Genomic DNA, 18,005 nt, shown 5'->3' with positions numbered 1-18,005 from the left:
TCGGCGGGCGACGGCTCGGCGGGCGACGGCTCAGCGGGCCCCGGCGCGAAGCAGGGTGCCCAGGTCCAGGTCGAGCAGGTCGGCCGGCAGCTCGGCGGCGCAGCCGTCGCCGTTGCCGCGGCCCAGATGCGCGGCGACCGGCGGCACCAGGGCGCCGAACACGGCCGCGCCCAGTGCCCGGATGCCCTCCTCGACGGCGGCGGCGGCACCGTCCTGGTCGCCCGCCGCCAGTGCCGCGCTCAGCGGCCCGTGGTCGGGTGCCGGCCAGGTCGGCTCGCCGAGTACGGCGGCCAGGCACAGGTGGCGCAACTGGTGGCGCAGCACGTAGTCCTCGATCTCGGCCGCCCGCCCGTTGCCGGCCCGTTCGGCGAGCGCGGCACCGAACCCGAGCCACCCGAGCGGCACGGACGCGAACCCGGCCCCCACACGCCCCCCGGCCCCCGCCGCCGGCCCGGACGTCGTATCGAGATCCGCAGCGGGACGCGCGTCGGGTGCCGCCCCGGGAGCCGACCCGGGAGCCGACCCGGACGTCCGCCCCGCCGTCGACCCGCCGGCCAGCACCGTGCGCCGCCACGCCCGCGCCGCCTCGGGCAAGCCGCGCAGCCCCTCCGCATCGCGCCGGCCGGCCGCCAGTCGGGCCGCCAACGTCTCGATCGTCAGCCGCAGTTCGAGCAGTTCCCGGATGTCGCGCAGGGTGACCGGCATGACCAGGTAGCCCGAATGCGGCGCGACCGCGACCAGGCTCTCGTGGGTGAGCAGATTGAGCGCCTCGCGCACCGGCGTCTTGCCCATGTCCAGGGCGGTGGCCAGATCCCCTTCGCTGAACACCGTCCCGGGCGGCATCTCCAGGCGCAGGATGCGGCCTCGGATCGTCTCCCGGGCGAGGGCGGTCCGGCTCTTGGTACGCGCTGTCGGGCTCGGCGTCATGTCCGGATTCTCCTCGGATCCGGGCCGTATTCCGCTCGGCGACGAGGATCGGCGAAGATCGGCAAGCCGGTGCCGCGACCGGTTCACGGAATCCGACGACCCGCGTGTCGATCCCGACGGGACCGGACACTCCCATGCCGGCTCGGACTAATATCTCAGGCAGTCGGGTCTGCGACAAGAACACGGGGGTGCCGCGCGCCCGGGTGGTGCCCACAACGTGGGTCCTCGGCCATCGCCGACGCCGACTCCTGCGATGATCCTCGCGACGAGGAAGGTGGTTTCGGATGACCCGCGCGGCCCGCACGCCGACCGGCGCCGCTCCGAGGCGCGCTCGATCGGGCGTCGGCCGGCCGCCACCGATCCGCGACCGGGCCTACCATCGAAACCGTGTCGAAGGCTCCACCGACCACCTCCGCGAGCCGCACCCGCACGCCATTCCCTCGGGACGAACGACCTTGGACATCGACATATGACCGCGTCGCAGCACACCCGATCCGCATCCCCCGTCACGCTCCTGCGGGAATGGCGCGAGCGCACCGACGGCGCCGCCCTGCACGAGGCCCTGTTCCTCGGCCTGAACGTCGACCTGCCCTTCCTGGAGCGCGTCGCCGTCCCCCTCGCCCGCGGTCTCTCCGCCCGCGTCGCGATCCTCGGGGACGCCGCGCAGGAGGCGCACGACCCCCGCGAGGTGCGCGGCGCGGGTCTGGACTACCTCTACGCGCCCACCGTGTGTCCCGGTGGCCTGCGCGCCAAGCTGGTCGTACTGCTCGGCGAGCACGCGTGCCGGATCGCGATCGGCGGCGGCACCCCCGCGCTGCCCGGCTGGGCGGGCGAGGACCGGTTGTGGACGGTGGTCGAGACCGAGGACGACGCGTCCAACGCGTTGCTGGCCGATGTCGCCGACTGGCTGGACAAGCTGCCCGAGGCGGCCGGGGTCGCGATGGCCCCGTGGGCGGGCGAGTATCTGCGCGAGATCGCCGCGCTGCTGACCGAGCGGCACATCCTGGCGGACGAGACGCCCGGGCCCGACGCACGACTGCTGGACAACCTCGACCGTTCGCTGCTGGACCAGGTGCCGGCCGGCCCGGTGGAGGAACTGCACATGTACGCGCCGGCCGTGGATCCGGCGGGCGACACGCTGCGCGAGTTGATCGCCCGCCTGGCTCCCGCGCGGGTGCTGCTGGGGGTGCACGAGAACTGGTCGGGCCACACCGGCGCGATGTTGCGCACCGCACTCGGCGGTCGTCCCGCCGAGGTGCTCGTGTTGCCCGAACAGCGGCTGGTACACGGCCGGTTCGCGCAGTGGCGGATCGGCGACCGGTGGTTCGCGCTGACCGGGAACGCCGATCTGACCCGCGCCGGGTTCGCCGGCACCGCGGCGGCCGGCGGCGGCCTCGACCTCGCGGTGCGGACCGCCGGCGGTCCGGCGCTGTCGCTCGGCGAGGGCCGGACCACCTCGGTCGCCGGCCTGGACGCGCTGCGCGGCGTCGCGGCCGGCGCCGAACTCGTACTGCTCGGCGCCCGGGCGGACGGCGCGGGACTGCGCGTGGTGCTGGCCGAGGCCGCCCGCGAGCCGGTCACGGTGAGCACCTCGGCCGACGGATCGCCGGGCTCCTGGCGGGAGTTGGGCATCATCCCGAGCGGCGCCTCGAGCGCCGGCTTCCCGCCCGCGGCGGGCCAGGGGCCGGCCGTGCGGGGCAGCGTCACCCGCGCCGACGGCAGCGTGCTGCACTCCGCGGTGGTCTTCGCGTACAGCCCGGCCGCCGCCGCTCGACCGAGCGAGACCCGGCCCACCGCCCGCCCGGAACCCACGCCCGTGCCACGCTCCGCGACACCCGCACCGGTGCGTGCGGTCGCGCCGCCGCGCCCGGTCGAGACGACGCCCGCGCCGCCGGCGACTCCGCGCCCGCCGGCCCCGACTCCGACAGCGGCCCCGACTCCGCCGGCCGTGCCGTCGCCGGCGCCGCTGTACGTCCCCTCCCACGACGCCGAGCCGGTCCCGGCCGCACCCGCCGAGGACGGCCCGTACGCCGACGCGATCGAGGAGTTCGCCGCGCACGGCTGGGTCGCCGGTATCGAGGACGGGATCTGGCGGATCACCGGCTCGTTCGGCAACCCGGTCCCGATCGCGGCGGTGGCCGCGACGCGTCTGGCGCAGTACGGCGAGCCGGTACTGATCCAGGCCGGCAACGAGCGCCGGTGGGCCTTCATGGCCTGGCACGCGCCCGACCTGACGCTGCTGAACTGGCCCGCCCGGAACTGGCGCAGCTACCAGATACGTCCCCCGGCCGACCCCGAGTCGCGCTTCCGCGGCGGCGACCTGGCGAGCGTTCCGGGTCGGGTGGGTCCGCTCAACCGGCAGATCGGCGACCCGCCGCCCGCGCTGCTGCGCGTGCTGGACGAGGTCGGCATCGGCTTCGCCGAACTGGTCAAGACGCTGCAACAGATCGGCGGCTGAGCGGCGGCCCGAAATCCCGCGCGGTGCGGCCGAGTTCGGCCGGATCGCCGAGCGAACGATCGTCGGCACACCGACCACCAACACGAACGTGCTTCGGAACGGCCGGAGCCCGTGTGCGAATTCAGGAGCAGGACCCATGGCGGAGCCACTCGCGGCGGACCTACGTGCCGACGGCCACACCGATTGGCGCGCGTACGGTCCGCTGTCGTTGCCGCCGATCCTGGCCGCTTCGCTCGCCGCGTTCGACGAGCACGGGTATCACGGGACGACCGTGCGCGACATCGCCCGCCGGGTGGGGGTGACGGTGCCGGCGCTGTACTACCACTACCGGAACAAGCAGGCGCTGCTGGTCGAGTTGCTGATCGGCTCGATGAACGCCGCGCTCGGTCGCTGTCGGGGCGCCCTCGCCGAGGCCGACGACACACCCTCCGCGCGGTTCGCCGCACTGGTCGAGTGCATCGTGCTGTACATGGCGAACCGCGCGCCGCTGGCCTTCCTGGACACCGAGATGCGCAGCCTCGAACCCGACAACCGGGCCCGCTACATCGCGATGCGCGACGAACTCGAAGCCCTGATGCACGACGCGGTCCGAGACGGCGTGGCCCTGGGCGAGTTCACCACCCCATACCCGATCGACGCCGGCCGCGCCGTCATCACGAGCTGCCAGGCCGTAGCCAACTGGTACCGCCCCACAGGCCCCCTGACCCCCCAACAAATCGCCACCCGCTACGTAACCATCTCCCTGGCCACGGTCGCCCACACCCCCAAAACCAACCCCTGACCCACACCCAACCCCCAACACCGACCAAACACTTCCCAAGCCAAATCAGCCCGCGGGCCCCTGAGGCAATCAGCCCCGTAGGCGCATGAGGCAAATCAGCCCCGCCGGCGCATGAGGCCACCCAGCCCCGCCGGCGCATGAGGCGAACCAGCCCGGCCGGCGCATGAGGCGAACCAGCCCGGCCGGCGCATGAGGCGAACCAGCCCGGCCGGCGCTTGAGGCCACTCAGCCCCGCCGGCGCTTGAGGCCACTCAGCCCCGCCGGCGCTTGAGGCCACTCAGCCCCGCCGGCGTTTGAGGCGAATCAGCCCGGCCGGCGCTTGAGGCCACCCAGCCCCGCCGGCGCATGAGGCGAACCAGCCCGGCCGGCGCTTGAGGCCACCCAGCCCCGCCGGCGCATGAGGCGAAACAGCCCGGCCGGCGCTTGAGGCCACCCAGCCCCGCCGGCGCATGAGGCGAAACAGCCCGGCCGGCGCATGAGGCCACCTCGGCCGGAGGCCGGGTCACCCCAGCCGGGGCCGGCGTCTGAGGCCAAAGGCCCAGCGCCCAGCGCCTACTTCGGCGCCATCCTGATCGCGCCGTCGAGCCGAATCACCTCACCGTTGAGCATCTGGTTCTCCACGATGTGCGCCACCAACGCCGCATACTCCGCCGGCCGCCCCAGCCGACTCGGATGCGGCACCTGCGCCCCCAGCGAAGCCCGCGCCGCCTCCGGCAACCCCCCGAGCAACGGCGTCTCGAACAACCCGGGCGCAATCGTCATCACCCGCACCGCCACCCCGGCCAGGTCCCGCGCGATCGGCAGCGTCATCGCCGCGATGCCGCCCTTGGACGCGCTGTACGCGGCCTGCCCGATCTGCCCGTCGAAGGCCGCGACCGACGCGGTGTTGACGATCACCCCGCGCTCGCCGTCCACCGGCTCGTGCGCGATCATGCGCTCCGCCGCCAACCGCAGCACATTGAACGTGCCGATCAGGTTGATGTTGACCACCCGCGCGAACAGATCCAGCGGGAAGGCGCCCTTGCGCCCCACCGTACGAGCCGCGTCGGCCACGCCCGCGCAGTTGACGGTGATCGCCAACGTGCCGTCCGCGTCCGCCGCGTCCACCGCCGCCCGTACCTCGTCCTCCCGCGTGACGTCGCCGGGAACGAACACGGCCCGCTCGCCGAGCCGTTCGGCCACGTCCTTGCCCGGGGACGAGGGCAGGTCGAACAGCACGACGGACGCGCCCTCGGCGACGAGCCGTTCGGCGGTGGCCAGGCCCAGACCCGAGGCTCCGCCGGTGATCAGGGCGGTGGTGCCTTCGATACGCATCTATCTGTCTCCGTAGTGATCCGAGCGAACAAAAAACCGAAAGGAACGGAAGAACCTCAGAGCCGCTCGATGATCATCGCGTTGGCCATCCCGCCGCCCTCGCACATCGTCTGCAGCCCGTACCGGCCGCCCGTGGACTCCAACACCCCCAGCAGCGTGCTCAGCAGCCGCCCGCCGGAGGCCCCGAGCGGATGCCCGAGCGCGATCGCCCCGCCGCGCCGGTTCACCTTCTCCGGGTCGGCGCCCACCTCCGCCGCCCACGCCAACGGCACCGGCGCGAACGCCTCGTTGACCTCGAACGCGTCGATGTCGTCGATGCCCAGGCCGGCCCGTTCGAGCACCTTGCGGGTGGCCGGGACGACCCCGGTGAGCATCAGCAGCGGGTCGTCGCCGGTCACCGCGAACGCGTGGAAGCGGGCGCGCGGCGTCAGCCCGAGCGCGGTCGCGCGCTCCTCGCTCATGATCAACGCGGCGGAGGCGCCGTCGGTGAGCGGCGACGAGTTGCCCGGGGTGATCCGCCAATCGATCTCCGGGAAACGTGCGCCCATGCCCTCGTCCACGAACGCCGGCGCGAGCCCGGCCAGCCCCTCCTCGGTGGTGGTGGGCCGCACCGTCTCGTCCGCCCGGTGCACACCGCCGTCGAGGGTGATCGGCACGATCTCCCGATCGAACGCGCCCTCGGCGCCGGCCTGCGCGGCGAGCCGATGCGAGCGGGCGGAGAACCGGTCGAGCGCCTCCCGGTCCAGATTCCAGCGGGCCGCGATCAACTCGGCCGAATAGCCCTGCGGGATCAACCCCTCGGGGTAACGCTTGCCGAGCAATTCGCCGAACGGATCGCCCCCGCGCGCGGCGAAGCCCATCGGCACCCGACTCATCGACTCGACGCCGGCCGCGATCACGATGTCGTACGCGCCGGCGATCACGCCCTGCGCGGCGAAGTGCGCGGCCTGCTGGCTCGATCCGCACTGCCGGTCCACCGTCGTCGCCGGGACGCCGTCCGGGAATCCGGCGGCGAGCACCGCGTTGCGCGCGATGTTGAGCGACTGGTCGCCGGCCTGCGAGACACAGCCCGCGATCACGTCCTCGACCAGCGCGGGGTCGAGATCGTTGCGCTCGACCAGGGCGCGGAGCGTGTGGGCCAGCAGGTCGACCGGGTGGGTGCCGGACAACGCGCCGCCGGGCTTGCCCTTGCCGGACGCGGTCCGCACCGCGTCGACGACGACGGCTGTGGTCATGGTGCTTGGTCCCCTCGGATCCGCGACATTACTGAACGTTCGCTAAGACATTCGACCCTCCGGTGCAATCCCTGTCAAGCATCGACCCGGGCCGCGGGCGTTTCCGGTCGCGGCACCGGCGCCTGACGTGCGGCACCCTGCCCGGGGGCGGCACTAGGCTGACCCCCGTGACCAGCGCACCCGTACGCGAACCACGCCAGCACCGCAGTCGCGTCACCCGAGCCAGGCTGCTGGACGCCGCCGTCGAGGTGCTGGCCGAGGTCGGCTGGCTCGGCGGCACCGTCACCGTGGTCGCCGAGCGGGCGAACGTCTCCCGGGGCGCGGTACAGCACCACTTCCCCACTCGCGAGGACCTGTTCACCGCCGCGATCGATCACATGGCCGGGGACCTGTTCACCCGGATACGCCTGGACGGGGCCCGGATCCCACCCGGCCCCGAGCACACCGAGACGGTGCTGGACGCGCTCGTGTCGATGTTCCGGGGCACGCTGTACCGGGCCGCGCTCAACCTGTGGGTGGCCGCGGTGCAGGACGAGACCCTGCGGGCCAGGGTGCTGCCGCTGGATCGGCGACTGAGCGCCGCGATGTACGACATGGCGGTCGATCTGCTCGGCGCGGACGTGTCCCGCCCCGGGGTGCCGGCCGCCGTGGAGGGCACGCTCAGTCTGGCCCGGGGACTGGGCGTCCGGGAACTGCTCACCGAGAACGAGGCGCGCCGGCGCACGATCATCCGGCAGTGGGCGGCCCACCTGGACACCGTGCTGACCGGCGCCGAAGCCGAAGCCGGCTGCGGCGCCGGGGCCTGACCCCGCCCCGGCGGATGCGATCCGGTGCCGGAGGAGTCCCCGGGCCGTCATTTCACGCTTCGATGACCAATCCTTGATGCGAACCCGGTCAAACCCGGGACGTAACGCGATCCGAGGGCCATAGCTTCACCGCGTGGACTGGAATCGACGGACCTGCGCCCGACGCGGGCACGAGACGTACGCTCCCGACGAACCGGCGCTGCGTGACCGGCTGCACGCGAGCACGCCGGTCGGCGAGGCGTGGCGCTGTCTGCGCTGCGGCGACTACGTGCTCGGCGAGGTCAAGGGCCGCGGCCCGGCCGGCGACGCGCCGACGGTGATGCGCGGGCGGGCCCTACGCGACGTGCTGATCCTGCGTTTCCTGGCCGTCGAGCGGGCCGCGCGCGGCGTATTGATCCTGGTCGCGGCCTACGCGGTCTGGCGATTCAGCAATTCGCAGGACTCGGTGCGCAGGTTGTTCGAGGACGACCTGACCGCGTTCCGGCCGGTGGCCGAGCACTTCCACTACGACCTGGACCATTCGCCGATCGTCGACTCGATCCGCAAGACCTTCGACTACAAGCACTCGACGCTGGTCTGGGTCGCCGTCGCGATGGTCGCCTACGCGGTGATCGAGATCGTCGAGGCGGTCGGCCTGTGGCTGCTCAAGCGCTGGGCGGAATACCTCACGGTGGTCGCCACCGCGGCCTTCCTGCCGCTGGAGGGCTACGAGATGCGTGAGCACGTGAGCCCGTTCAAGGTGGCCACGCTGGTCCTGAACATCCTCGCGGTCGTCTACATCATCGTCGCGAAGCGGCTGTTCGGAGTCCGCGGCGGGGCCGAGGCGTTCGAGCGCGAACGGCACAGCGAATCGCTGCTGGAGATCGACGAGGCGATCCACGCCGGGCCGCCGCGGCAACCGTGGGAAGAGCACGTACACACGCCCAAGGCGCCACCCGCACGCACCCCCTGACCGTCCCACACCGTCCCGCACCACGAAACCCCGGGCGTCCGGGTCGACTTCCCGGCCCGGCCGCCCGGACCGCCCGAGCCGCCGGGCGGCCCCGACTCACGGCACCAGCACCAACCGCCCGCGCAGCCCGCCCTGCGCCAGCCGGGTGAACGCCCGGGCCGCGTCCGCGAGCGCGACCACCTCGGCCACCCGCAGGGTCAGCGCGCCCTCGGCCGCCAGCGCGGCCAGTTCGGCCGATCGCGCACCGTCCGCCCGCACCCACAACGGATGCACCCGGATGCCGCGCAGGGCCGGCGGCGCCGCGCCCGCGTTGACGGCCACGAATGCCCCGCCGCCGCGCACCGCGTCCAGCGCGTCCGGGCCGAGCATCGCCGCGTCCAGCACCGCGTCCACGCCACCCGGCACGATCTCCCGCACCCGGTCCGCGAGTTCCGGACCACGCGGGACGAACCAGGCGGCCCCGACGGCGCGGACGAAGTCCTCGTCCGCGGCGCCCGCGACCGCCAGCACGCGCACCCCGCGCGCCGCCGCGAGTTCGACGGCGAAGCCGCCCACCGCGCCCGCCGCACCGGTCACCAGCAGGGTGTCCCCGGCCGACAGGCCGAGCAGGTCCAGCCCCTGCCACGCGGTCAGCCCGTTCAGCGGGATCGTCGCCGCCGCGGTCGGGTCCAGACCGGCCGGCAGCGCCCCGACCGCATCCGCGTCCAACACCACGAACTCGGCCAGTGCCCCGGCCCGTACGTCCAGCCGATCGCGCAGCCCGAGCACCGCGTCGCCGACCGCGAACCCGCCGACCCCCGGGCCCACCTCGACCACCTCGCCCGCGACGTCCCAGCCCAGGCCGAACACCTCGCGGGCGGACACCAGGGCGAACCGCACCGGCGCCCCGTCCAGCACCATCGCGTCCACCGGGTTCACCGTCGCCGCCGCGACCCGGATCCGCAGTTGCCCCGGCCCGGGTTCGCGGTCGGGGGTGTCCACGACCTCGACCACGGGCGAGCCGGCTCGGGCGATCACCGCACGCATGACACCACTCCCACACTCTGCGTCGGGCCGGCCCTCCCGGCCCCTCGACCGCAAACCTACGAAGAGTTACTCTCCCTGGGTAAGCACGTACCCGAAAGTGCGTATCCAACCCGAAGGAGAGCCATGCCGACCCGTACCGCGGCCGAACGCCGCGCCCAGGCCCGCTCCGCGTTCGACGCGTACATGGCCGAGTGCCCGGCCCGGCGGCTCCTGGACGGGATCAGCGACAAATGGGTCAGCCTGCTCGTCAACGCGCTGGCGGACGGTCCGCAGCGTTACAGCGACCTGTCCCGCCGAGTCGCCGGGGTCAGCCAGAAGATGCTCACCCAGACCCTGCGCAACCTCGAACGCGACGGCCTGGTCACCCGCACCGTCACGCCCTCCGTCCCGGTCCGGGTCGACTACGCGTTGACCCCGCTGGGCGAGAGCCTGCTGCCGCTGATGCGGGCCATCAAGTCCTGGGCCGAGCAGCACATTCCCGAGGTGGACCGGGCGCGCGAGCGCTACGACGGGCAACACCCGCCGACGGTCGGCTGATCGGGCCGGCCCGGCTCCGCCCACTCGCCCGCCCGCCGCCGGCAGCGCCCCACCTGCGTGTTCGGGCTGCACGGCCCCGGGTCACCGGGGGTCCGCCAGAAGATCGCCGACTGTTCATTTTCCGGCCCGCCGAGGGTATTTCCGGCTCCATATCGTGATCTTGACCGGCGGAACGGACGCCGGCCGAACTTCCGAGGAGCCCAGTCGTGTCGCCTGGCCGTGAGACCCACGAGCGCGAACGGCGGATCGAACTGCTGATGGCGGAGAGCACGCCGTTGCGCAGGTACGTGAGCGGAATCCTGGGCGCGGATCTGCACACCGTCGAAGACGTGGTCCAGGAAACGCTGTTACGTGCCTGGGAAGCGGCGGACCGGCTGGACTGGGACGGCAGGCCGATCCGGATGTGGCTGTTCCGGGTCGCCCGCAACCTGGCCGTGGACGCCCGAAGGCGCAACCGATCGCTGCCCGTGGGCATCGACCCGAGCGAGTTCGCCGGGTTGCCCGCGGTGCCCGATCCGGCCGCGACCATCGTGGATCGGTGCGTGCTCGTGGGGGCGTTGCGCGCACTGGCCGCGCCGCACCGCGAGGCGCTTGCCCAGGTGCATCTGCTCGATCGCAGCGGCGCGGACGTCGCGCGCACCCTGGGGATACCGCGCGGGACGGTCAAGTCTCGTACCTACCACGGGATCGCGGCCATCCGTCGGGAGCCGGCCGCGATCGAGGAGAGCGGATGACAGGCTCCGAGGACCTCGCCATGCAGGTCGCCGGACACGATGTGACGACCCTGCTCGGCTATGCGGGGATCCTCATCCTCGTCTACGCCCTCGCCCACTGGGCCGCGATGCGGCGCGGCGGATGGCGCTTCGTGCGCCGTCGGCTGCGCCGCGAACTCGCGCTCACGGTGTCGGCGTTCGCCGAGCCGGTCACCGCGTTCAGCCGCTATCGGCGACGCCGTCGGCTGCTGGTGCGGGCGTTGCGCGAGCCGAACACCTGGGTCGACGCCGAGCACGCGCTGCAACTCGCGGCGCGGGTCGCGGCCGGCGCCCGTCCGTACGGCGCGTTGGTCGAGCGCGACGTGGTGGGCGTGTTGGTCTCCTGCGGGCCGGACCTGCCCGTGCCCGCCGAGCCGTGGGCGGTCGACGAACTCGACCCCCGGCTGTGGTGGATCGCGCGCACCGACCTGGAAGTCGGCAGTGGTCCGGCTCCATTGCTGGTCGCGGTCGGCACCCGGCAGGAGGCGGTGGTCTTCCTCGACCTGTTGACCGGCCCGCGCGTACTGGCGGTGTCCGGCGAACGACGCGGCGCGCGGGCCACCGTGCAGGCGCTCGCGGCCCAGCTCGACGCCCGGTTGCCGGCCGGCGCGGTCACCGTCGCGGTGGGCATCCATCCCCGGCACGCCGGACCGAGCACGGCCGAGGCGTTCACCCGGGCGACCACCGCCGCCGCGAGCCGCCGCCATCCGCAGGTCGTGGTGTGCGCGGACACCCCCGATGTGCCCGCCGCCTCACCGGTGTCGGTGCTGACCCTGGGTCGACCGCGCGGCCACGCCCGGTTGTTGGCGGTGTCGCCGACCGGCGCGCTGCTCGTGCACGGCACCCCGCTGCGGGTGGACGCCCGGCCGCTGCCGCGCTCGGTCGCCGCGACGGTGTGGCAACTGCCGCCGTGGGCCACGGAGGACGCGACGCTCCCGGTGCCGATCGCGGCCGATCCGGACCTGGATCCGGTGCCGGCCGCGGCGTCGACGCCGGTTTCCGTCCAGGGCCCGGCGAGCCCGACCGAGCCGACCCCGCACGACGATTTCGACGAGCCCGCCGACACCGACAAGCCGAGCGGCGTCTCCGTCGACGTGTGATCCCCCGCTTCCCACACGCCGGACGGGCCGTTGATCGGCCCGTCCGGCGTTTGCCCGCGTCCCTGCCCAGGCCGCACCCCCGGCCCCAATCCCCGCCCACCCCCAGGAGCACGCCAACGTGAGACTCACCGTCACCACCGTGGACGCCGCGGACGGTTTGCGCCGCGACCATCTCGTGGACCTCCCGCCCGGGAGCACCGTGGCGGATCTCGCGACCGCCGTGCGGCGACCGGCCGCACCCGTGGAAGCCGCCCCCGAGGGGCGACCCGCCGAGCTGAGCGCGTTCCTGGACGGCAACGCGCCGGACGACGGGCAGACGCTCTACCTCGGCGACACCGCGCTGGACCCGCAGGCTCCGCTGACCGTCTCCGGCATCCACGAGGCCGCCGTGCTCGGCTTGGGCGCACCGGCCGCCGAGCCCGATCGGGTGCGGCTACCCCGGCACCCCTTCGATCCGCAGACCCTGGTGCAGGTGCACGCGGTGTCCGGCCCCTACACCGGCCGGGTCTGGCCGCTGGGCCCGGGAAGCCACGAGATCGGCGCCGACGAGGGCTGCGCGATCCGGCTGCCGGCCGCCGACGTGCCCGCCCGGGGCCTGTGGGTGACGATCTGCCCCGACGGCTCGGCGTATTGGCATCGCACCGTCCCCGACGACGGCGCGGTGCACGGCCGCGAGGTCGCGCCGCCGCCCACCGACGCGATCACCGCCGCCGCGGCGCTGCCCCGCAAGCACGAGGAACGGGTCCTGGAGGACGAGCGCGAGGCGGACCTCAAGGTCGAGCGGGAGAGCGCCCGGATCGCCCCGCCCAAGGAGCCCGCGGTCCGCGCTCCCGCGCCGCCGGGAACGCCCTGGCTGCACGAGTCGGACCTGGTCGTCGGCCCGTCCCTGCTACGGCTGTCCGAGCCGGTCGAGCCGGACGCCGACGTCACGCCCTCCGACGACGGCATCGGGTTGGACTACAACCGGCCGCCCCGGATCGCCCCGCACCTGGACGCGGAGAAGATCCGGCTGCCCTCGCCGCCGCTCGACCCGAACCGGCTGCCGTTCCCGCTGCTGGTGATGATCGCGCCACTGGTGATGGGTCTGGCCATGGTCGGGTTCTTCAAGTCGTACTTCTATCTGATCTTCTGCATCATGAGCCCGTTCATGGCGATCGCGAACTGGATCTCCGGCCGCCGCAGCAATCGGGTCAAGCATCAGCTCGACGGCGTGCAGTACCGACGCCGGTTGCGCGTCCTGCACGCGGACATCCACACCGCCGTGCGACGCGAGCGCATCGTCCGCAGCGACGTCGGCCCCGACCCGGCCGCGGTCGCGCTGATCGCGACCGGCCCGGGCAGCCGGTTGTGGGAGCGACGCCGACGCGACGCCGACCATCTGGTGTTGCGGATCGGCACGGTGGATCAGCCGTCGGTCAAGGAGGTCGAGGACCCGGCCCGGGACGAGCATCACCGCACCGCGAGCTGGACGTTGCCCGATACGCCCATCGGCGTCGAGATCCCCGACCACGGGGTGCTCGGCGTAGCCGGTCCGACCGAGCCGATCCAGGCGCTGGCCCGCTGGCTGGTGATCCAGGCCGCCGTCCTGCACAGTCCGCGCGACCTGCGCGTGGTGGTGCTGACCGATCCCGAGCGGGCCGCCGACTGGGCCTGGGTGCGCTGGTTGCCGCACCTGCGCCCGCAGTCGCGCTCGGCCGCGCCGGTCGTCCTGCTCGGCACCGACCCGGAGTCCACCGCCAACCGCATCTCCGAACTGGTCGCGCAGATCCAGGGCCGACAGCGCAGCATGGGCTCGTCGATGGGCCAGGCCATGTTCAGCGGTCCCGACATCCTGGTGATCGCCGACGGCGCCCGGCAGTTGCGCGAGGTGCCCGGCATGGTCCAGGTGCTCACCGAGGGTCCGCCGGCCCGGGTGTTCAGCGTCTGTCTGGACGAACGCGAGCGGCTGCTGCCGGAGGAGTGCACCGCCGTCGTGCTGGCCGCGGGTCGAAACCTGACCGTGCGCCAGACCGGGCTGCCCGACGTGGCGGACGTGCGGGCCGACCACGTGGACGCGGCGTGGTGCGAGCAACTGGCCCGTTCCCTGGCCCCGTTGCGCGACGTCAGCCCCGAGCACGACAGCGGCCTGCCGCAGACCGTCAAGCTGCTCGACCTGGTCGACGCCGAACCACCGAAGGCGGCCGATTTCCTGGCCCGTTGGGCCCGCCGACCGGCCTCGACCACCTTCACCCTGGGCGCCGGGTACGACGGGCCACTGCGCATCGACCTGGTCCGCGACGGCCCGCACGGCCTGATCGCGGGCACCACGGGATCGGGCAAATCCGAGCTGTTGCAGAGCTTCGTGGCCGCGCTCGCGGTGGCCAATCGCCCGGACGAGCTGACCTTCGTACTGGTCGATTACAAGGGCGGCAGCGCGTTCAGCGAGTGCGCCGAACTCCCGCACACCCTGGGCATGGTCACCGACCTGGACGAACACCTGGCCACCCGGGCGCTGGAGTCGCTGGCCGCGGAACTGCGGCGCCGCGAGCACCTGTTGGCCGACGTGGGCGCCAAGGACCACCCCGAGTACCGGGGCAAGCGCACCGCCGACCCGACCCTGGCGCCGTTGCCCCGACTGATCCTGGTGATCGACGAGTTCGCCACCCTGGTCCGCGAGGTGCCGGACTTCGTCACGGGGTTGATCAACATCGCCCAGCGCGGCCGTTCACTCGGCATCCACCTGGTACTGGCCACCCAGCGCCCGGCCGGCGTGGTCACCGGCGACATCCGCGCCAACACCAACCTGCGGATCGCGCTGCGGGTGACGGACGCGGGCGAGAGCCAGGACATCATCGACACCATGGAGGCCGTGCACATCTCGGCCGGCACCCCGGGCCGGGCACTGATCCGCACCGGACCCAACGCCGCGGTGCCGTTCCAGGCCGCGTGGGTGGGCGCCGAGCGGCCGATCCCCGGCGGCCCCGAGACCGGCCCGACGCGTTCGGTGCGCGCCACCGAGCTGACCCTGAGCGGCCTGGGCCGCCCGGTGGCGCTGCCGGTGATCGACGAAGGCCCGGAGACCGCCGACGCACCCAACCCGACCGACCTGAACTCGCTGGTCCTGGCCCTGCGCGAGGCGGCCGAGACACTGCCCGACTACACCGCGCAGCCCAGCCCGTGGTTGCCGGCACTGGCCGAACGGGTGCTCCTGGACGACCTGCCGACGGTGGAACGCGCCGACGTCGACCCGTCCGACACCTGCCCGGCGCCCATCCCCTACGCCCTGGAGGACATTCCGCAGCTCCAGCAGCAGCGGGTGACCACGATGGACCTGGCCACGTTCGGCCACCTGTACGTGATCGGCTCGCCGCGCTCGGGCCGCACCCAGGTACTGCGCACCCTCGCGGGTTCCGCGGCGCACTCCGCGAGTTGCGCCGACGTGCACCTGTACGGGATCGACGCGGGCGGCGGCGGGCTGGCCGCGCTGGAGACCCTGCCGCACTGCGGCGCGGTGGTCTCGCGGCACGACATGGAGCGGATGGGGCGCCTGTTGGGCCGCCTGGTCCGCGAGTTGACCGAGCGGCAGGAACAGTGCAGCGCGCGCAACGCCGCCGGATTGGTGGAGTTGCGCCGGATGCTCCCGGCCGCCGAGCGGCCCGCGCACATCGTGGTCCTGCTGGACGGCTGGGACTCGCTGGTCGCGCTGCTCGACGACCACGACGGCGGCCGGCTCGTGGACGACATGATGCGCCTGCTGCGCGAGGGCGCGGCGGCCGGCATCCACATCGTGGCCACGTCCGAACGGGCGCTGCTGAGCGGGCGGTTGGCCGCGCACAACGACCACAAGTTGTTGCTGCGCCAGGCGGATCGCAGCGACTACCAGATCGCCGGCATGCCGATGCGCAAGGTGCCGGCGGTGATCGGGCCCGGGCGCGGCTGGCACGTGTTGTCCCAGACGGAGAGTCAGGTCGCGCTGCTCGCGCCCGATCCGAGCGGGCAGGAGCAGGCCGAGGCGCTGCGCCGGATCGGCACGGCGGCGGCCCTGCGGGACGCCGCGGTGCCGCCCGCCCGCATGCCGGTGCTGATCCCGACGCTGCCGCGGGTGGTCGAGTTCGCGGCCGCGTACGAGCGGGTGCCGGCCGAGCTGCGCCGCCCGATGTGGGGGCTGCTGGGCATCGGCGGCGACAGTGCGGAGCCGATCGGGGCGGACTTCGCCGCCAGGTCGGTGTTCTGCGTGATCGGGCCCGCCGGGACCGGGCGCAGCACCACCCTCGCGTCGTTGTCGGTGTCCTTGCTCGCGGGCGGCACTTCGCTGGTGGTACTGACCCCGCGCGAATCGCCGCTGCGTGGCCTCGGGCAACATCCGCAGGTGCGGCTGCTGACCGAGGAGAACCCCGCCGCCGAGGACGTCGAGCGCGCGTTGGCGGAGTTGTCCGGTCCGCGTGTGGTGGTGGTCGACGACGCCGAGCTGCTCGGGATGCCCGCCGCCGACCGGGTCCTGCGCGACCTGGCGGTCGCGGGCCGCGACCGAGGGCAGGGGCTGCTGTACGCGGGGTCCTACGACGCCCTCCAGGTGGCGATGGGCAGTTGGCTCACCGCGGCCCGGCGCGGCAGTCGCAGCGGCATCCTGCTCGCACCGAAGAACATGCAGGAGGGCGACATGATCGGCGTACGGCTGCCGACGAACGTGGTGCGCTCGGCGCCGCCCGGGATCGGCCGGGGCTGGACCGCCGGTCCCGGTGGTGCGCCGATGGCGGTGCAGGTGCCGCTGACGGTACTGCGGTCGGCCCCGTAGCCGGGCCGGCCTCCGCGTCGGGCACACGAGTTCGGGCCGCTTCCCTCGGGGGGAGGCGGCCCGAATCGGTTCGGCGAGGGCTCAGTTCTTCTTCAGGTTCTTCGCCATCTCCACGTCCATCTCGTGCATCTGGGTGCGGATCTTGGCGAACATCTCGGAGAAGATCAGGATGCCGTCGACGGCGGCGGTCAGGCTGGTGTTGAACTTCGAGTAGGCCTCGCGCATGGCCGGGCTCGATTCCTTGAAGACCATGCCGTTGTCGAGCAGCCCGTTCACGTCGGAGAGCAGGGTGTTGATCATCGGCGTGATGGTCTCTTTGGCCGTGGTGAGCTTGCCGGCGACCTCGTCGATGCGGCCGAAGTCGAGTGCGATATCGGGCATGGTTCCTCCAGGGAAGATCGGCTCGTCGTGGGGGTACGACGAACGGGGGCTACGGGGGCTCGGGGTATGCGGGGGCGGGTCAGTCGCGGCGCGGGATGCGCCCGCCGCCACCGCCGCCGCCGGAGCCGGGCGGAACGGGCTTCTCCGGGGGCTTGGGTGTGGTGTCCACCCATTGGTGTTTGCCGTCGACGCGCACGTAGGTGTGCGTCTTCCCCTCGGAGTCGACCACCTTCTGGGTGCCGCCGCCGTCCGCGTTCAGGTGCGTCTCGGTGGTGGTCACGCTGCCGTCCGCCGCGGTGGAGACGGTGGTGTAGTTCAGTCGGCTCGAGTCGTAGGTGGTGACCGAGGTGTAGGTCTGGCCGTTGCTGACGACCTTGGTCTCCTCCTTGATCACGTTGCCGTCGGCGTCCAGGGTCAGATGGGTCTCGATCCGGCCGCCGTTGGGCGTGGTGATCACCTGATCCAGCGGCGGTTTGTCGCCGGGGTCGGTGGCCTTGCAGAACTCCGGGAGGTTGCCGTCCGGGCCGGGTGTGGCGCACTCGGACAGGTGGTCCTGCTTGTACTTCCAGGCGGCGACCTTGTTCCGCCACTCCGCCAGGCCCATCGTGGCGCCCATCACGCCCATGCCCTCGGTGATCTGCGCGTCGGCGTTGAAGTAGGCGTCGCCGACCTTGCCGAAGCAGTCGCCGAGTTTCTTCAGCAGGTCCTCGGCCCGGGTCATCGGGCCCGCGGACAGCCGGTACAGGCTGCGGAACGCGCCGGTCAGCGTCGGGTCGCCGAAGACCGCCTGGGCGTCCGTGTAACCGCCCTTGCCCAGGGTCGCGAAGTCGCTGGACTTGAGCGTGGGCGAGATCCGGCCGGCGAGGTCGTACAGGTCCTTCTTGGCCTCGCTCAACGTGCTGTAGTCCAGCGCGAAGTCGACCACGTCCGCTCCCGTCGGCCATCGCGGATCCACCGACCGG

General features: G+C 73.1%; 14 protein-coding genes. 8 read left to right on the top strand and 6 right to left on the bottom strand.

The genetic code is table 11. From position 1 onward, the window contains the following. Window positions 1-30: 30 nt before the first annotated feature. Entirely contained in the window at window positions 31-927 is an 897-nt protein-coding gene (locus tag ACH4U8_RS25720) for a GntR family transcriptional regulator (protein ID WP_395780447.1), read from the bottom strand. Window positions 928-1,396: 469 nt separating this feature from the next. On the opposite strand from ACH4U8_RS25720, the gene ACH4U8_RS25715 reads away from it, so the two are divergent. Both ACH4U8_RS25715 and ACH4U8_RS25710 read left to right on the top strand, forming a co-directional pair. After that, complete coding sequence (locus ACH4U8_RS25715) at window positions 1,397-3,385, top strand: hypothetical protein (protein ID WP_395780445.1); 1,989 nt, start codon at window positions 1,397-1,399, stop codon at window positions 3,383-3,385. A gap of 136 nt (window positions 3,386-3,521) precedes the next feature. Continuing rightward, the gene (locus ACH4U8_RS25710; RefSeq protein WP_360320729.1) at window positions 3,522-4,166 is read left to right on the top strand and encodes a TetR/AcrR family transcriptional regulator; all 645 of its coding nucleotides are present in this window, start codon (window positions 3,522-3,524) and stop codon (window positions 4,164-4,166) included. A gap of 552 nt (window positions 4,167-4,718) precedes the next feature. Here the strand turns inward: ACH4U8_RS25710 and ACH4U8_RS25705 are convergent. Continuing rightward, on the bottom strand, window positions 4,719-5,480 hold the full coding sequence (locus ACH4U8_RS25705) for a 3-hydroxyacyl-CoA dehydrogenase (protein WP_395780443.1): 762 nt from the start codon (window positions 5,478-5,480) through the stop codon (window positions 4,719-4,721). Window positions 5,481-5,536: 56 nt separating this feature from the next. After that, the gene (locus tag ACH4U8_RS25700) at window positions 5,537-6,715 is read right to left on the bottom strand and encodes a thiolase family protein (RefSeq protein WP_395780441.1); all 1,179 of its coding nucleotides are present in this window, start codon (window positions 6,713-6,715) and stop codon (window positions 5,537-5,539) included. Window positions 6,716-6,882: 167 nt separating this feature from the next. On the opposite strand from ACH4U8_RS25700, the gene ACH4U8_RS25695 reads away from it, so the two are divergent. Together ACH4U8_RS25695 and ACH4U8_RS25690 are read left to right on the top strand one after the other, a co-directional pair. After that, window positions 6,883-7,521: a TetR/AcrR family transcriptional regulator gene (locus ACH4U8_RS25695; protein WP_395780439.1), complete on the top strand. Its 639-nt coding sequence runs from the start codon at window positions 6,883-6,885 to the stop codon at window positions 7,519-7,521. A gap of 133 nt (window positions 7,522-7,654) precedes the next feature. Beyond that, window positions 7,655-8,473, top strand: a complete 819-nt coding sequence (locus ACH4U8_RS25690; protein WP_360320741.1) for a DUF2127 domain-containing protein — start codon at window positions 7,655-7,657, stop codon at window positions 8,471-8,473. A 96-nt stretch (window positions 8,474-8,569) separates the two neighbouring features. Here the strand turns inward: ACH4U8_RS25690 and ACH4U8_RS25685 are convergent, their stop codons facing one another. Then, a complete protein-coding gene (locus tag ACH4U8_RS25685) occupies window positions 8,570-9,499 on the bottom strand; it encodes a zinc-binding dehydrogenase (RefSeq protein WP_395780438.1) in 930 nt (309 codons plus the stop codon). Window positions 9,500-9,622: 123 nt separating this feature from the next. Here ACH4U8_RS25685 and ACH4U8_RS25680 point away from each other — a divergent pair, with 123 nt between their 5' ends. The 4 genes from ACH4U8_RS25680 (at window position 9,623) to ACH4U8_RS25665 (ending at window position 16,662) form a co-directional block, all read left to right on the top strand. Beyond that, entirely contained in the window at window positions 9,623-10,036 is a 414-nt protein-coding gene (locus ACH4U8_RS25680) for a helix-turn-helix domain-containing protein (RefSeq protein WP_360320747.1), read from the top strand. A gap of 206 nt (window positions 10,037-10,242) precedes the next feature. After that, complete coding sequence (locus tag ACH4U8_RS25675) at window positions 10,243-10,770, top strand: sigma-70 family RNA polymerase sigma factor (protein WP_360320750.1); 528 nt, start codon at window positions 10,243-10,245, stop codon at window positions 10,768-10,770. Further along, a complete protein-coding gene (locus ACH4U8_RS25670) occupies window positions 10,767-11,888 on the top strand; it encodes a hypothetical protein (protein ID WP_395780436.1) in 1,122 nt (373 codons plus the stop codon). The genes ACH4U8_RS25675 and ACH4U8_RS25670 overlap by 4 nt, the downstream gene beginning before the upstream one ends. A 118-nt stretch (window positions 11,889-12,006) precedes the next feature. Continuing rightward, a complete protein-coding gene (locus ACH4U8_RS25665) occupies window positions 12,007-16,662 on the top strand; it encodes an FtsK/SpoIIIE domain-containing protein (RefSeq protein WP_395780434.1) in 4,656 nt (1,551 codons plus the stop codon). Between the two features lie 81 nt (window positions 16,663-16,743). On the opposite strand, the gene ACH4U8_RS25660 is transcribed toward ACH4U8_RS25665, so the two are convergent. Both ACH4U8_RS25660 and ACH4U8_RS25655 read right to left on the bottom strand, forming a co-directional pair. Further along, complete coding sequence (locus tag ACH4U8_RS25660) at window positions 16,744-17,043, bottom strand: hypothetical protein (protein WP_360320759.1); 300 nt, start codon at window positions 17,041-17,043, stop codon at window positions 16,744-16,746. A 79-nt stretch (window positions 17,044-17,122) separates the two neighbouring features. Further along, on the bottom strand, window positions 17,123-17,998 hold the full coding sequence (locus ACH4U8_RS25655) for a hypothetical protein (RefSeq protein ID WP_360320762.1): 876 nt from the start codon (window positions 17,996-17,998) through the stop codon (window positions 17,123-17,125). Window positions 17,999-18,005: the final 7 nt, after the last annotated feature.

Source organism: Embleya sp. NPDC020886 (assembly GCF_044333915.1).
In the GTDB taxonomy this organism is placed as follows: domain Bacteria; phylum Actinomycetota; class Actinomycetes; order Streptomycetales; family Streptomycetaceae; genus Embleya.
The sequence above is the reverse complement of the archived record's forward strand: the minus strand, read 5'-3'. Positions and strand labels throughout refer to the sequence as shown.

Excerpts from the sequence above, each read along its gene's own strand:
- ACH4U8_RS25720 (WP_395780447.1), bottom strand. The coding sequence starts at position 927 with ATGACGCCGAGCCCGACAGCGCGTACCAAGAGCCGGACCGCCCTCGCC.
- ACH4U8_RS25715 (WP_395780445.1), top strand. The coding sequence starts at position 1,397 with ATGACCGCGTCGCAGCACACCCGATCCGCATCCCCCGTCACGCTCCTG.
- ACH4U8_RS25710 (WP_360320729.1), top strand. The coding sequence starts at position 3,522 with ATGGCGGAGCCACTCGCGGCGGACCTACGTGCCGACGGCCACACCGAT.
- ACH4U8_RS25705 (WP_395780443.1), bottom strand. The coding sequence starts at position 5,480 with ATGCGTATCGAAGGCACCACCGCCCTGATCACCGGCGGAGCCTCGGGT.
- ACH4U8_RS25700 (WP_395780441.1), bottom strand. The coding sequence starts at position 6,715 with ATGACCACAGCCGTCGTCGTCGACGCGGTGCGGACCGCGTCCGGCAAG.
- ACH4U8_RS25685 (WP_395780438.1), bottom strand. The coding sequence starts at position 9,499 with ATGCGTGCGGTGATCGCCCGAGCCGGCTCGCCCGTGGTCGAGGTCGTG.
- ACH4U8_RS25680 (WP_360320747.1), top strand. The coding sequence starts at position 9,623 with ATGCCGACCCGTACCGCGGCCGAACGCCGCGCCCAGGCCCGCTCCGCG.
- ACH4U8_RS25670 (WP_395780436.1), top strand. The coding sequence starts at position 10,767 with ATGACAGGCTCCGAGGACCTCGCCATGCAGGTCGCCGGACACGATGTG.
- ACH4U8_RS25660 (WP_360320759.1), bottom strand. The coding sequence starts at position 17,043 with ATGCCCGATATCGCACTCGACTTCGGCCGCATCGACGAGGTCGCCGGC.